This is a genomic window from Pseudonocardia sp. Ae331_Ps2 (assembly GCF_001932405.1).
Classification (GTDB): Bacteria; Actinomycetota; Actinomycetes; order Mycobacteriales; family Pseudonocardiaceae; genus Pseudonocardia.
Window position 1 is genome coordinate 2,103,660 of the sequence record NZ_MCIM01000001.1, and the last position, 14,710, is coordinate 2,118,369.

The 14,710-nt window shown below is 74.6% G+C and carries 11 protein-coding genes; 10 read left to right on the top strand and 1 reads right to left on the bottom strand.

All coding sequences use genetic code 11. The annotated features are described in order from the left end of the window. Positions 1-161: 161 nt before the first annotated feature. The 8 genes from Ae331Ps2_RS10055 to Ae331Ps2_RS10090 all read left to right on the top strand — a co-directional run bounded on the left by Ae331Ps2_RS10055 (position 162) and on the right by Ae331Ps2_RS10090 (position 9,244). Entirely contained in the window at positions 162-710 is a 549-nt protein-coding gene (locus Ae331Ps2_RS10055) for an NUDIX hydrolase (RefSeq protein WP_212611744.1), read from the top strand. Further along, positions 707-3,001 carry a DUF6049 family protein gene (locus Ae331Ps2_RS31905; protein ID WP_075309305.1) on the top strand — a complete coding sequence of 765 codons (2,295 nt, stop codon included), beginning with the start codon at positions 707-709 and terminating at the stop codon, positions 2,999-3,001. The genes Ae331Ps2_RS10055 and Ae331Ps2_RS31905 overlap by 4 nt, the downstream gene beginning before the upstream one ends. Positions 3,002-3,267: 266 nt before the next feature. Beyond that, on the top strand, positions 3,268-5,031 hold the full coding sequence (locus Ae331Ps2_RS10065) for a protein kinase family protein (RefSeq protein ID WP_075309303.1): 1,764 nt from the start codon (positions 3,268-3,270) through the stop codon (positions 5,029-5,031). A 77-nt stretch (positions 5,032-5,108) separates the two neighbouring features. After that, positions 5,109-5,621 carry a sigma-70 family RNA polymerase sigma factor gene (locus Ae331Ps2_RS10070; RefSeq protein ID WP_020622546.1) on the top strand — a complete coding sequence of 171 codons (513 nt, stop codon included), beginning with the start codon at positions 5,109-5,111 and terminating at the stop codon, positions 5,619-5,621. Continuing rightward, positions 5,618-6,298 carry a hypothetical protein gene (locus tag Ae331Ps2_RS10075; protein WP_139318880.1) on the top strand — a complete coding sequence of 227 codons (681 nt, stop codon included), beginning with the start codon at positions 5,618-5,620 and terminating at the stop codon, positions 6,296-6,298. The genes Ae331Ps2_RS10070 and Ae331Ps2_RS10075 overlap by 4 nt, the downstream gene beginning before the upstream one ends. Positions 6,299-6,490: 192 nt before the next feature. After that, positions 6,491-7,504 carry a thioredoxin-disulfide reductase gene (gene trxB / locus Ae331Ps2_RS10080; RefSeq protein ID WP_075309299.1) on the top strand — a complete coding sequence of 338 codons (1,014 nt, stop codon included), beginning with the start codon at positions 6,491-6,493 and terminating at the stop codon, positions 7,502-7,504. 50 nt (positions 7,505-7,554) lie between these two features. Then, positions 7,555-7,881: a thioredoxin gene (trxA, locus tag Ae331Ps2_RS10085; RefSeq protein ID WP_020622767.1), complete on the top strand. Its 327-nt coding sequence runs from the start codon at positions 7,555-7,557 to the stop codon at positions 7,879-7,881. Between the two features lie 202 nt (positions 7,882-8,083). Continuing rightward, complete coding sequence (locus Ae331Ps2_RS10090; protein WP_075309297.1) at positions 8,084-9,244, top strand: N-acetylmuramoyl-L-alanine amidase; 1,161 nt, start codon at positions 8,084-8,086, stop codon at positions 9,242-9,244. A gap of 87 nt (positions 9,245-9,331) precedes the next feature. Here the strand turns inward: Ae331Ps2_RS10090 and Ae331Ps2_RS10095 are convergent, their stop codons facing one another. Next, entirely contained in the window at positions 9,332-10,021 is a 690-nt protein-coding gene (locus tag Ae331Ps2_RS10095; protein WP_075309295.1) for a GNAT family N-acetyltransferase, read from the bottom strand. 271 nt (positions 10,022-10,292) lie between these two features. On the opposite strand from Ae331Ps2_RS10095, the gene Ae331Ps2_RS10100 reads away from it, so the two are divergent. Then, positions 10,293-11,654: a PLP-dependent aminotransferase family protein gene (locus Ae331Ps2_RS10100; RefSeq protein ID WP_233147687.1), complete on the top strand. Its 1,362-nt coding sequence runs from the start codon at positions 10,293-10,295 to the stop codon at positions 11,652-11,654. Between the two features lie 89 nt (positions 11,655-11,743). Continuing rightward, positions 11,744-12,694 (top strand): D-alanine--D-alanine ligase, encoded by a 951-nt coding sequence (locus tag Ae331Ps2_RS10105; protein ID WP_075309293.1) that lies wholly within the window; start codon positions 11,744-11,746, stop codon positions 12,692-12,694. The last annotated feature ends 2,016 nt before the right edge of the window (positions 12,695-14,710 follow it).

Consider the following 14,710-nt stretch of genomic DNA (forward strand, 5'->3'; position numbering starts at 1 on the left):
CGACGGGCCAGTCTAGGCAACGCGCCCGGCCGCCGGGCACGGGTCCTCCGGTCGTCCCGCACCGTCCGACCGGTGATCGACGACGGGGCGACCGGGTGACGCCGCGGCCGCGGGCGGCTCGTCGACCCCCCTTCGGGCCACCTCCTCGTTACCATCGCCACATGTCCCCCTCCCGCGGCCGCTCCTCGGCAGGGCGCGGCGCGGAACCCGGCCGTGAGAGCCGGAGCGCACGCGCCGGCCGTGCCGGGCGCTCCGACCGGTCCCCGGACGGTCGTCGCCGGCTGCGCACGGTGGACGAGACGTCCGCCGGTGGGCTCGTCGTGCACCCCGAGACCGGCGCCGCCGCGCTGATCGGCCGGCTGGACCGCCGGGGCCGGTTGCTGTGGTCGCTGCCCAAGGGCCACATCGAGGCCGGTGAGACCGCGGAGCAGGCCGCGGTGCGCGAGGTGCAGGAGGAGACCGGCATCATCGGTGAGGTGCTGGCTCCCCTGGGCACCATCGACTTCTGGTTCGTCGCCGAGGACCGGCGCGTCCACAAGACGGTCCACCACTACCTGATGCGCGCCCGCGGCGGCGAGCTCTGCGACGAGGACGTCGAGGTCTCCGAGGTGGCCTGGGTTCCGCTCGACGAGCTCGAGGGCCGTCTCGCCTACGCCGACGAGCGCCGGCTGATCCGGCATGCGGCCGACCTGCTGGAGGAGACGGCGTGAGCCGGGTCGCGGCCCTGGTCGCGATCGTGCTCACCGCGGTGGTGGCGCTGTTCCTCCCCGCGGCGTTCCCGGCGGGCGCCCCGCAGGCGGCCGCCCGGGACAGTCCGGTGCAGCAACCGCTGCGGCAACCGGCCCAGCAGCCCGCCGCCCCGGTCCGGCTCGACGTCGCCACGATGACCCCGCGGGTGGTGACGTCGGCGGGGCCGGGCGAGCTCGTCGTCACCGGCACCGTCACCAACACCGGCCCGGGGACCGTCGACGACCTGTCCGTCCGGGTGCAGCGCGGGCCGGCGCTCACCGGTGAGGCGGCGCTGCGGACCGCGCTGGCCGGGGAGGCCGCGGTCGACGACGCGACGCCGCTGTTCGCCGACCTCGGCCCGCTCCCGTCGGGTGCGTCGGTCCCGTTCCGCTACGCCGTCCCGCTCACCGGGCCCCCGCAGTCGACGCTGGCGCTGCCCGGCCCGGGCACCTACCCGCTGCTGGTGAACCTCAACGGGACCGTCGACGGCGCGCCGTCGCGGCTGGCCGGGGTCCGCACGTTGCTGCCGGTGTCGTCGCTCCCGGGGGCCGCGTCGCCGCCGGCGCCGGGGGCCGCCGCGCCGGTGACGATGCTGTACCCGATCACCGACCCCCCGCGCCGGGTCCCGCCGCTGCCCGGCGAACCGCCGCTGCTGACCGACGACGACCTCGCGGTCTCCTTCGCCGAGGGCGGGCGGCTGCGCGGCCTGGTCGAGGCGCTGGGCTCCGCGGCGCCCGCCGGGTCCCCGACCCGGTCCGCGCTCTGCCTGGCGATCGACCCCGAGCTCGTCGCCACCGCGGCGGCCATGCGCGACGGCTACGACGTCGTCACCGGCCCCGACGAGTCCGAGCCGGGGCGCGGCGCGGAGGCGGCGGGCCAGTGGCTCGCGGCGCTGACCGCGGCCGCGCGCGGGACCTGCGTGATCGCCCTGCCGCCGTCGGACGCCGACCTGGTCGCCCTGGTCCGCGGCGGTCAGGCCGACCTCGCCCGGACCGCGCTGGACAGCGGCCGCCGGACCCTGTCCGCCGAGCTCGGGACCACGGTCCTCGACGGCGTCGTGTGGCCCGTCGACGGCGTCGTCGACGAGGCGACGCTGGACGCGCTCGGCGGTGGGACCCGGCTGCTGCTCACCGCCGACGGGGTCACCGGCGCGACGGCGTCGGGCCGGGTGCGGGTGGGCGGCTCCGGCGGCGCCGGCCGGGACGGCGACGAGTCCGCGCTGCTCACCGACCCGCTGCTCACCGAGGCCGCGACCGGACCCGCCGGTGTCGAGGTGCAGCAGGGGGCCGCGGGCGGGCTCGCCGGCCAGGACCTCGCCGGGGCGCTCGCGCTGCGCGCCGGGGAGGCCGACGGGCCGCTGGTCGTCGCGCCGCCGCACCGCTGGGCCGCGGACGGACCGGCCGCCGCCGGAGTGCTGACCGCCCTGACCTCGCTGATCGAGGACGGCCGGATCGCCCCGACCGGCCTGCCCACCCTCACCGGGGGCGAGATCCGGACCGGCGGGACACAGCTGTTCTACCCACCGCAGGCCGGCGGCGCGGAGATCCCGGGGAGCGTCGTGTCCGGGGTGGCCGACCAGGTCAGGACGATCGAGGCGCTGCGCGCCGCGGCCGAGGCCCGCACCGGGGTCGGGGCGAGCCCCGCCGACGTGTTCGACCCGCTGGTGACCGGCACCCTGCGGGCGGTGTCGTCGTGGTGGCGGGGCGACCCGGCGCGCGCCGAGCAGGAGCAGACCGTCGTCGCCGACCGGGTGGCCCAGATCCGTGCCTCGGTGCGGGTGGTCGAGCCGCCCAGCCCGTACTCGCTCGGGACCAGCGACGCACCGCTGCTGATCACCGTCGCCAACGGGCTGCCGGTGACGATGAACGTGCGGGTGGTGCTGTCGAGCACCACCGGTCTGCGGGTCGCCCCGATCGAGGTGCAGGCGGTACCGCCGCGCGGCCGCGTCCAGGTGCGGGTCAGCGCCCAGGTCACCCGCTCCGGGGTGTTCAGCGTGGACGCCGGTCTGCTCACCCCGGACGGCGTCGCGCTCGGGCCGGACACCCGGCTGCGGGTCCGGTCGACCGTCTACGGGACGGTCACCGTCTGGCTGACCGCGATCGCGGGCGGCGTCCTCGTGGTCCTGGTGGTCCGACGGGTGCTGCGCAGGCTGCGTCCGGCCGCCGCACCCGGTCCGTCCGGTGGCCCGGGACCCGGCCCCGGACCGGGCCCGCCCCCCGACGCCCCCGTGCCACCGGGGCCTGCGCCGTCCGGACGCGCCCACCGCTCCTGAGCCCGGGACGGACGTCGGGGAGACATCGGGGGAGGGATCGGGGGAGACAAGGAACACCGACGTCGTTCGCCGTACGGTATTGACCGCTCGTCGCATCACCCCTGCTTCCGGGCGAATCGCGAGGATGGGTGGGCAAACCGATCGGCACCCGCCGCCGAAGACAGGGGAGACGGGTCCGGGGGCGTGTTCTCGGCTCGTCCGCATCCGACCGAGTGCCGTAGGCTGACGCCGGACACGACACCGAGCGCCAGGGGAGGGCGAGGCCGTTGAGCGGGCAGATCGGCGAGCGCACTGCCCGGACCGGCCCCCACCCCGTCGAGGACGACGTGGCACCTCGTCCGCACCCGTCGCTCGACCCCGTCGACGCCGCGGCGACCGCCGACGCGCCCGGGACCGCCGGGGCGCCCGCGGACGAACAGCCGACGGCCGCCGTTCCCGCCGTTCCGGCCCAGGCCCGGCCCACCGAGCGCATCCCGGCCGTCCGCGAGACCGCGAGCACGACGGCGGGTTCGCCGCTCACCGAGCGCTACGTGCTCCGCCAGCGGATCGGGTCCGACCCGGCCGCCGGGGCGGAGTTCTGGCGCGCCGAGGACACCGTGCTGCGCCGTCCCGTCGGCGTCACGCTGCTGCGCAGGCTGCCCGCAGACGACCGTTCCGACGACCCCGAGGGCACCGCCCGCGCCGGCGAGATGATCGTGCGCGCCCTGCGCTCGGGCTGCTTCGAGCACTCCGGCAGTGCCCGGCTGCTCGACGTCCTGGCCCCGGGCACGCACGGCCTGCCGGCCGACGTCCTGGGCGCCGCCGTCGCCGAGTGGGTGCCCGGGCGGTCGCTGGCCGAGACCGTGGCCGAGGGCCCGGTCCGCGCGCAGCGGGCCGCGAAGGCCGTCGAGACCCTGTCGGCCGCCGCCACCGAGGCCCACCAGCAGGGCCTGGTCCTCGGCTGCGACCACCCGCAGCGGGTCCGGATCACCCCGGACGGCCGCGCCATGCTGGCCTTCCTGCTCCCCCGCCCGTCGGTGTCCGCCGCCGACGACGTCCGCGGGCTCGGCGGGATCCTCTACTGCCTGCTCACCCGGCGCTGGCCGCTGTCGGTGTCCGACGCCGCCCGGGCCGGGCTCGTCGCCGCCGACCGCACGCCCGCGGGCCGGCTGCGCCCGGCGTCGCAGCTGCGCCCCGGGGTGCCGCTGGAGCTGGACACGCTGTGCAGCGGAGCGCTCGGCCAGGGCGACGGCGTCAGCCGGGTGCACACCGCCGCGGCGATGCACCGGATGCTGGCGGACGTCGTCGCGGAGGACGCCGACCAGGCGTTCTTCCCGCCGGTGCACGACGGCGCCCCCGCCGAGCCGGACGACGTGTGGCAGGACTCCGACCGGCTGCCCGACACCCGCAACGACCCCCGGCGCCGCCGCAACCTGCGGATCGGTCTCGGAGTGCTCGCCGTCGGTGTGCTGGCCCTGCTCGGGTGGGTGGCCGTGCAGCTGGGCATGTTGTTCGGTGGCGGTGGCACCCCGCCGGTCGTGATCCCGCCCGCGGCGAGCGCACCGGTGCAGCAGCAGGTGCCCGCCCCGCAGGGCCCGGCCGCGACGTCGGGGACGGGCGTCGCGGTGCAGGGCGTGTCGGCGACGGTGTTCGACCCGGTCGGCGACGCGGACAACGCCGGCACCGTCGGCAACGTCGTCGACGGCGACCCCTCCACCGTGTGGAGCACGAGCCGCTACTTCCAGCCCTTCCCGGCGCTCAAGCCCGGGATCGGTGTGCTGGCCTCGTTCGGCGCCGCCGAACCGCTCACCGGGCTCACCATCGACTCGCCGACCGCGGGCGCGGTCGTGCAGGTCCGCTCGGCCCCGTCCGCCGCGCCGACGCTGGCGGACACGACGCTGCTCGACACCGTCACCCTGTCCACGGGACGGACGACGGTGGAGCTCGACCCGAGCCGCCCCACCCAGCACGTGCTGCTGTGGATCACGAACCTGGGTCCGAACAACCAGACCCAGATCGACGACGTCACCTTCCGCCGCACCGCCCCCTGAGCCGACCCGTTCGCGATCGCGACGGACCGGCCCGGCAACGCCCGTGGGCACTCCGTCGCGCTGCCTACCGTGCGCGGGTGACGACCGTCGACCGGATCCCGGACCGGGCCCAGCCCGATCTGGACGAGATGTTCCGGAGGTATGCCGACCGGCTCTGGTCGGTGGCCCTGCGGATGCTCGGCGACCGGGCCGAGGCCGAGGACGCGGTGCAGGAGGCGTTCCTGTCCGCGCTCCGCTCGCCCGGGTTCCGTGGTGATGCGGCGACGGGGACGTGGCTGCACCGGATCCTCGTGAACGACTGCGTCGACCGGCTCCGCGCGGCCGGACGGCGGAGGGACCGGCTGCGGACGCTGGAGGCCGTCGTCGCGGCCCGGGACCACGCGGGCGGGCTCGTGGTGCGGCTCGCCGTCTCCGACGCGCTGGCCCTGCTGCCGGCGGACCAGCGGGCGGCCCTGGTGCTCGTGGACGGCCTCGGCTACGGCGTCGCGGAGGCGGCGGAGATGCTGGCCGTGGCGCCCGGGACGGTGAAGAGCCGCCGGGCCCGCGCACGGGCCCGGCTGGCCCCTGTGTTGCGGGAGGACGAGGGATGAGTAGTTCTCACCGGTTCGACGACAATGAGGGCCGCGCCAATCGTCAGAACGACGACAACCACGCAGCACCTGCTTCGTGTCATGTCGACGAGGAAGACCTCGTCGAGGTCGGAGCCCGGGTGGCCCGGGAGCTCGGCCCGGTGGCGATGCCGGACGACGTGGCGGCGCGGATGCGGGCACGGCTCGTCGCGGAGGCGTCGGGGAGCGCCACCGGACCGCACTCCCACGCGCTCCCGGTAGGCGGGAGCGGCCCGCTGAGGACCGCCGGACGCAGCGCCGCCCACAGCCTCCGGGGCACCCCCTGGCGGGCGCTCGCCGTCGCCGCGGCGGCGGTCGTCGTCTCCGTCGCCGGTGCGGCCGCGCTCGCCCCCACGGTCCCGGAGGTCGTCCCGGTCGCCGGGACCGCGCCGGAGGAGCTCCGGTCCGCCGCCGCGGGCGCGGCGGCACCCGTCGGTGCGCTCGACGACCCCGCCCGGGTCCGCGCCTGCCTCACCGCTGCCGGCGCCGCCCGGCCGGACGCGCCGTTCCTGGCGGCCCGCCCGCACGCCGTGGACGGCCGTCCGGCGGTCCTGCTGGTCCTCGGCGCACCGGAACGGGGCCGCTACCGGCTCGTCGTCGTACCACCGGACTGCGGGCCGGGCTCCGCACGGGTGCTCGCCGAGACCACCACCGGCTGACCCGGCAGGGCACCGGCGACGCCCGCGTCACCCTGGCCACGTTCGGCGGGACCGACGGGCGGGAATGCCCCTGTCTAGGATCGCGTTCGAGCCATACGGCAGCCACGACGCAGGAGCCGGCCAGCAGGGCCGGCACCCGCAGGCCCCGTCATCGCGCCCGTCTCGCGGGCGCGCCAGGAGGGATCGGTACCGGTGACCACCGACGACACGGTGCACAACCTGATCATCATCGGGTCCGGGCCGGCCGGCTACACCGCCGCGGTGTACGCCGCGCGGGCCCAGCTCGCCCCGCTCGTGTTCGAGGGCAGCCAGTTCGGCGGCGCCCTGATGACCACGACCGAGGTGGAGAACTACCCGGGCTTCACCGAGGGGATCATGGGCCCCGAGCTCATGCAGCAGATGCGCGGCCAGGCGGAGCGCTTCGGCGCCGACCTGCGCCCGCAGGACGTCGACGAGGTCCGCCTCGACGGCGACGTCAAGGAGGTGCGGGTCGGGAAGGAGACCTTCCGGGCCCGTGCGGTGATCTTCGCGATGGGTGCCGCCCCCCGCTACCTGCACGTCCCCGGCGAGCAGGAGCTCCTCGGCCGCGGTGTCAGCTCGTGCGCCACCTGCGACGGCTTCTTCTTCCGCGACCAGAACATCGCCGTCATCGGCGGTGGCGACTCGGCGATGGAGGAGGCCACCTTCCTCACCCGCTTCGCCGAGACCGTCACGGTCATCCACCGTCGCGACGAGTTCCGTGCCTCGAAGATCATGTACGAGCGCGCGAAGAACGACCCGAAGATGCGCTGGCGTACCAACTCCGAGGTCACCGCGGTGACCGGCGAGGGCTCGGTCAAGCAGCTGCAGCTGCGCGACACCGTGACCGGTGAGACCAGCACGCTCGACGTCACCGGCATGTTCGTCGCGATCGGCCACGACCCGCGCAGCGCGCTGGTCGCGGGCCAGGTCGACGTCGACGACGAGGGGTACGTGAAGGTGGACGGACGTACCACCTACACGAACGTCCCGGGCGTCTTCGCCTGTGGCGACCTCGTCGACCACACCTACCGCCAGGCGATCACCGCCGCCGGCTCCGGCTGCTCGGCCGCGATCGACGCCGAGCGCTGGCTGGCCGGCCACGAGGTCAGCTCCGAGCTGGTCGGTGGCAGCTACGGCTCGGAGGAGACCGCCCCGGCGGCCGCCGTCGCCGACGCCGCGCACTGACCGCCCACCGGCACCCACCAGACCCGCATCCGCGACCGAAGGAGAACCCCATGGGCAACAACACCGTCGACGTCACCAGCAGCTCGTTCGACCAGGACGTCCTGAAGAGCGACAAGCCCGTCCTGGTCGACTTCTGGGCCACCTGGTGCGGCCCGTGCAAGATGGTCGCCCCGGTGCTGGACGAGATCGCCGGCGAGAACTCCGAGAAGCTGACCGTCGCCAAGCTCGACATCGACGCCAACCCGGAGGTCGCTCGCGACTACCAGGTCATGTCGGTCCCGACGATGATCCTGTTCTCCGGCGGCAAGCCGGTGAAGCAGATCGTGGGCGCGAAGCCGAAGGCGGCGCTGCTCGCCGATCTCGCCGACCACATCTGATCACACTCCGTGCGCCGTATAGCGCACAGACATCACGCTGCGTGTCCCGGTTGATCACAACCGGGACACGCGCGTATCCGCCCCGCTGCACTCCTCCGGGGGTCGGGCAGGGCACAATGAGTCCGGCACGCGTCCGGTCACCGGGCGAAACCGACCCATCACGGGCGTCGCACGGCGCCTCACGACTGCGAGCGAGGGGTGCATGCAGCTGCTCCGGCGCGGGGACTGCGGTCCGGCCGTACGCGAGATCCGGACGACGCTGGGACAGCTCGGTCTGCTCCCGGCGGTGCCGCCGGGCTCGCGCGCCCAGGACATGTTCGACGACGGCGTGGACCGCGCCGTCCGCATGTTCCAGCAGGGCCGTGGCCTGATCACCGACGGCATCGTCGGCCCGGACACCGCCCGCGCGCTGCGGGAGGCGGGATGGAGCCTGGGCGACCGGATGCTGTCGTTCACGCTCTCCACCCCCACCACCGGCGACGACGTCGCTCACCTGCAGGAACGCCTGCTCGAGCTCGGGTACAACCCGGGCCGGCCGAGCGGGCTGTTCGACCAGCAGACCGAGCAGGCCCTGATCCGCTTCCAGCGGGACTACGGCATGACCCCCGACGGTGTCTGCGGGCCGGAGACGCTGCGCGCACTGCGCCAGCTCGGCCGCAAGGTCACCGGCGGTCGTCCGCACCTGCTGCGTGAGCAGGAGCTGCTGCGCCGTGCCGGGCCGCGGATGCGTGGCAAGCGGATCGTCATCGACCCGGGCCACGGCGGACACGACCGCGGCGTCGACGTCGGCGGGGTCACCGAGGCCGACCTGATGTGGGACCTCGCCCGCCGGGTCGTCGGCCGCATGTCGGCCACCGGGATGGAGGCCCTGCTCTCCCGCCCGGAGAACGGCAACCCGCCGGACAGCGAGCGCGCGCAGTTCGCCAACGACGTCGGCGCGGACCTGGTCGTGTCGCTGCACACCGACGCGAGCTTCAGCCCGCACGCGCAGGGTCTGGCGACCTACTACTTCGGCAACGGGTCGGGCACCACGTCCAATGTCGGCGAGGCGCTCGCCGGGCTGATCCAGCGCGAGCTGCTCACCCGGACCTCGATGCTCGACTGCCGTAGCCAGACGTGCACCTGGGAGCTGGTGCGCCGGACCCGGATGCCGGCCGTCCGCGTCGAGGTCGGGTACCTGACGCATCTCGGGGACCGCCGCAAGCTGCTCGACCCCGGCTTCCGTGACGTCGTCGCCGAGGGCATCCTCGTCGCCGTCAAGCGGCTCTACCTGCTCGGGCAGGACGACCAGCCCACCGGCACGTTCACCTTCAACGACGTGCTGGCCCGTGAGTACACCCGGGACGAGATCCGGGCCGTCTGAGGCCCGCCACGACCTGCAGAACCCGGCTCGGCCCCGTCCACTCGGGGCCGAGCCCGGCAGGCCGCTCACGGCCCGCTCAGAGCGCCCTCAGATCGTCCCTGTGGGTGGCGTGAACGACAGTCGGCAGGACCCCGCACGGGCCGGTGTCGCCGTCGGACGCGGCGCCGCGCTCTGCATCGGGATGGTCACCGTGTTGAACAGCTGTTCAAGCGCGGCCTCGACGTCGGACTTCCACTCCAGCCCCGAGCGCAGCTCCATCCGCAGCCGCGGCCAGCGGTGGTGCGGGCGGACGGTCTTGAAACCGACCGAGCGCAGGAAGTCCGCGGGGACGACGCAGTCGGACTCGGTGCCGGGGCGGGCGTCGCCGAACGCCTCCACGGCCTTCACCCCGCGCCGGGTCAGGTCCTTCACGACGGCCTGGGCGAGCGCCCGGCCCAGCCCCTCGCCGGAGAACTCCGGAGCCACCTGCATCGTGGTCAGCAGGACGGCGTCGGCGCTGACCGGGCCGGTCGGCATCTCGGTGGCGCGGGGGACCGACGCCGGCGGCGCGAACAGCACGTACCCCGCCGGGGCACCGCCGACGTAGACGACCCGGCCGCAGGAACCCCACTCGAGGAGCACCTCGGACAGCCAGGCCTCCTTCTCCAGGTCGGTCGTGCCGTACCCCTCGGCCTGCTCCGCCAGCTGGGGCGAGAGCTCCCAGTAGACGCAGTTCCGACACCGCTTCGGCAGATCGCCGAGGTTGTCGAGGTTGAGCGCGGCAACATGCCAGGACACGGAAACCGACCTCCGGATGTCGTCGTCACGCGCTGCACGCGCTGCTGCGCGGTCCGGCCCGTCCGGGGCGTGGTCCCGACCCCGGCGCCGGAGCGGCCGTCCCCCCTGGCCACCCCCGGGTCCGGTGACCCGCGCAGCCCGAGAGTAGGTGGATTTCCGCGATCCCGTCACCCCGAGAGTGCTCACCGGTACGAACGTCACGACGAAGGGCGGGCCGATCACCCGTCGCGGTTACACTCGGCGGGTCCTTCCCTTCGCAGAGGAGCACGCGATGACCCTGCCCGACCGCCCGCAGCAGCCCGACGTCCGCCGTCCCGCGGCCGCGGCAGCAGCGGCGGCAGGGGAGGGGGCCGTGGTCCCGCTCGCCCCCACCGAGCGTTTCGCGACCCGCACCGCCGGGATGACGGCGTCGGAGATCCGGGCGCTGTTCGCCGTCGCGAGCCGCCCCGAGGTCGTCTCGCTGGCCGGCGGCATGCCGAACCTGGCGGCGCTGCCCCTGCAGTCCCTCGCCCGCGAGGTGGCCGAGCTGGTCGACGTGGACGGCATGTCCGCGCTGCAGTACGGCTCCGCCCAGGGCGTCCCGCAGCTGCGCGAGCAGATCTGCGAGGTCATGCGCGAGGAGGGCATCGAGGCCGACCCGAACGACGTCGTCGTCACCGTCGGCTCGCAGATGGCCCTCGACCTGCTGACCCGGATCTTCGTCGACCCGGGTGACGTCGTCCTGGCCGAGGGGCCGTCCTACGTCGGCGCGCTGGGCAGCTTCGCCGCCTACCAGGCGCGGGTCGTGCACGTCGCGATGGACGAGCACGGGCTGGTCCCGGAGCTGCTGCACGAGGCGCTGGAGTCCCTGGCCCGGCAGGGCGTCGTCCCGAAGTTCCTCTACACGATCCCGAACTTCCACAACCCGGCCGGCGTGACGCTCGCGCACGAGCGCAGGCCGCGGATCCTGGAGCTGTGCCGCCGCTACGGCGTCATGGTCGTCGAGGACAACCCGTACGGGATGCTCGGCTTCGACGGCGAGGTGCACCCGGCGCTGCGTTCCTACGACCCGGACGTGCTGTACCTGGGGTCGTTCTCGAAGACGTTCGCGTCCGGGCTGCGGGTCGGCTGGGCGCTGGTGCCGCCGCTGGTGCGGGACCGGCTGGTGCTGGCCGCGGAGTCGGCGACGCTGTGCCCGCCGTCGTTCACGCAGATGCTGGTGTCGCGCTACCTGTCGCACCACGACTGGCGCAGCCAGATCAAGACGTTCAGCGAGAACTACCGCGAGCGCCGCGACGCGATGTTGGCCGCGCTGGAGACGTACCTGCCCGAGGGCTGCACCTGGAACGTCCCCGACGGCGGGTTCTTCGTGTGGCTGACCGTGCCGGAGGGCGTCGACACGAAGGCGATGCTGCCCCGCGCGGTGACCGCGCGGGTCGCGTACGCGTCCGGCACCGGCTTCTACGCCGACGGGTTCGGCAGCCGGCAGCTGCGGCTGTCGTTCTGCTTCCCGACGCCCGAGCGCATCACCGAGGGAGTGCGGCGGCTCGCGGCGGTCCTGGAGGCCGAGATGGAGGTCGTGCGGACCTTCGGGACGCCGGTCCGCCCCGAGCTGAGCCGGGGCACCCAGAGCCCGTCGCCGGACACCACCTGACGCCGTCCCACGACGGCGATGTTTCACGTGGAACGCCCCGGACCGGCTCCCGGTCCGGGGCGTTCCCGTTGATGGCGCAGAATGCCCGCGTGAGCGATCGAACGGTGGCCGTGCTGGCCGGAGGCCTGTCCCACGAGCGTGAGGTGTCCCTGCGATCCGGTCGTCGACTGGCGGGCGCGCTGCGCGCGAACGGTGTCGACGTCCGCGAGTGGGACGTCGACGCGCGCCTGCTGGAGCGGTTGTCGACCGACCGGCCGGACGCGGTCGCCGTCGCACTGCACGGCGGCGAGGGGGAGAACGGCGCGGTGCAGCAGGTGCTGGAGCTGCTGGGCATCCCGTTCGTCGGGACTCCGTCCGGGGCGTGCCGGCGGGCGTGGGACAAGCCGAGCGTGAAGGCCGAGCTCGTCCGAGCGGGCCTGTCCACGCCCGACTGGGTCGCCCTGCCGCACTCGACCTTCCGGGAGCTGGGCGCCCAGGGTGTGCTCGGCGCGATCGTCGACCGGCTGGGGCTACCGCTGGTGCTGAAGCCGGACCAGGGCGGCTCGGCGCTCGGCGTGCAGGTGGTCCGGAACGCGGCGGACCTCCCGGCCGCGATGGTCAGCTGCTTCGCCTACGCGGAGACGGTGCTCGTGGAGCAGTTCGTCGCCGGGACCGAGGTCGCGGTGTCGGTCGTCCACGACCGCGAGGAACCCCGCGCGCTGCCCGCGGTGGAGGTGGAGGTGCAGTCCGGGTTCTACGACTACACGTCCCGCTACACGCCCGGTGCGGCCACGTTCCACTGCCCGGCACGGCTGCAGTCGGACATCCTCGACACGCTGGCCGACACTGCCCTGGCCGCACATCGACTGCTGGGCATGCGTGACGTGTCGCGCACCGATGCGATCGTCGACGCCGACGGTCATGTGCACGTCCTGGAGATGAACGTGTCGCCGGGCCTGACCGACACCTCGCTCCTCCCGACCGCGGTGGCCGCGGACGGTTCCGATCTCGCGACGGTCTACCTGGCGCTCGTCGAGCGCGCGGCGGCCCGACAGGGCTGAGCGATGTTCCACGTGGAACCACAGCCGTGTGGTTTCCCGTGGAACATCGGCCGAGCACGCCGGCGACAGGACCGGTCGCCCGGAGCGGGACCCGCAAGACGGCGGCGTCGGTCACGGTCGCGTCGACGCTCGGGGCTCCACCGGCCCGATGCCCTTCGCGCCGTGCACCGGAGGGATCGTCGTCCACTCGCCGCGGGGTTCGATCGCGCTCACCGGGGGAGCCGTGGGTGGCGTCGAGCTGCCAGGCAGCACGCATCACCGTGACGGAGTCGCCCAGCGGGTGGATCCGTCCCGCCCACCCGGGCACGGCCGAAGCCGGCGTGCAGCAGGGGCCGTCGCATCGGTGTCGGGCGGGCATCCCCGGAGGACCGCCGAGCGATCCCGGAGGAGGACGGGTCTCGGGCGACGCCGGGACGCACGGCGCGCACCACCGAGTGCCGGTGTCCGACGCCCACCGGCAGACCGCGATCTCGCACCGCTGCTGCACTTTCTGTGCCGGCGCGTCGAGGCCGGGGGAGGACCGGTCGGATGCGCACCACGACCGGTTCCGCTCCAGCAGGACGACGACCGAGAACCGGCTTCGTGGGACGTGGGCGCGTCCGGCGGTCGCCGAGGTCACGCTCAGCCGGCACCGCGGGGCGACGGCATGCGCGCCGCGGGCGGGCGGTTCGGCGCCGGTGGGCACCCGACCGTCCGCACGGTGTTCCACGTGAAACACGCGCGCACGGAGCCGGGTGCCGGTCGATCTGATCTGCCTCACTCGGGGCGCGGCTGGGCTTCTGCGGCGGCGTACCGGCTCGTTCCCACCGCGCCACCCCGTCCCGCCCCGTAGGGCCCGTGCACACGCAGGCTGGCCCGGCCTCGCCAGGTTCTACATCGCCGGGTTCTGTATCGCCGGGGATCCGCGCTGCCAGGTTCGGTGGCGCCGGGGTTCGGGCATGACGGCGCGGCCCGCGCTGTCGCCGCCCACGGTGTCGGTAGGTTCGGTGTCCCCGCGGTTCAGCGCCCTGGTTCCGGCGGCCCTGGGTTCGGCGGCCCTGGGGTCCAGCGACCCGTGCCTCAGCGCTCCCCGGTTCAGCGCTCCGCGGCTCGGCACACCGGGGGGTTCAGCGCCCCGCGGCTCGGTGGCACCGGGGTTCGGCGCCCCGGGGGTCGACACCCTGGGGTTCGGCACCTCCGGAGTTCGGCACCGCCAGGTTCCGCACTGCCCGGGCTAGCCGGATCCGCTCACGCAGCCCACTCGATCCCGCAGTGCCACCCCATCCCTTCAACTCCAGCCCCACAGCACCCGGTCCCACAGCACCCGGTTCCACTCACGTCACCTGACCCCTGAGCGCCACCCGGTCCAGAAGCAATCGAGACCGCGCCGACCAGTCCCGCATCCCGCGCCAGGCCGGCGGTCGAGCTGCGCGAGGGCGCAGTGCAGAACCACCCCGGAACACCACACCCCGGGCCGACGGACACAGGGCGGCCGTGTCCGACACCGTCGCCGATCATCGGCACGAACCCGGTGACGCAGCAGTGCCGACGCCCCACCAGAAGCTTCCTCCGAGGCACAGCCCGGACCGCGGGACCACGCGTCGGTGTCGCGCCTGCCCACCGCACGGCCCGAAGTCGATGACGGGCCCGTGGTGTGAGGCGCCGTCCTGAGCACCGCACTGCCGACGACTCGCACGAGGTCCCACCGCTGGCCCCGCGCAGACCGACACACGGCCCCGCCCCCGTCGATGTTCCACGTGAAACAACCGCTCCACGGGAAACTGCCGCATCGCTCCACCCGCGGTCCGGGTCACGCCCCGAACCGACGGTCGACACCGCCACCGGGAGCAGCGACCCCACCCCACTCCGGTCACGCACGCCCACGGCAGGCGCCGCCCCGACCACCATCCCGTCCCGGCACCACCCGAACCCGTCACCGCCGCCCCGTGAAGCACCGATCCGCCTCCAGCGACCGTCGACACGGCCAGATGTAGACGTACGTACGACAGATCGGGTCGCACTGCGGGCCTTTCGCCC

Excerpts from the sequence above, each read along its gene's own strand:
- trxA (WP_020622767.1), top strand. The coding sequence starts at position 7,555 with ATGGGCAACAACACCGTCGACGTCACCAGCAGCTCGTTCGACCAGGAC.
- Ae331Ps2_RS10100 (WP_233147687.1), top strand. The coding sequence starts at position 10,293 with ATGACCCTGCCCGACCGCCCGCAGCAGCCCGACGTCCGCCGTCCCGCG.
- Ae331Ps2_RS10055 (WP_212611744.1), top strand. The coding sequence starts at position 162 with ATGTCCCCCTCCCGCGGCCGCTCCTCGGCAGGGCGCGGCGCGGAACCC.
- Ae331Ps2_RS10090 (WP_075309297.1), top strand. The coding sequence starts at position 8,084 with ATGCAGCTGCTCCGGCGCGGGGACTGCGGTCCGGCCGTACGCGAGATC.
- Ae331Ps2_RS10075 (WP_139318880.1), top strand. The coding sequence starts at position 5,618 with ATGAGTAGTTCTCACCGGTTCGACGACAATGAGGGCCGCGCCAATCGT.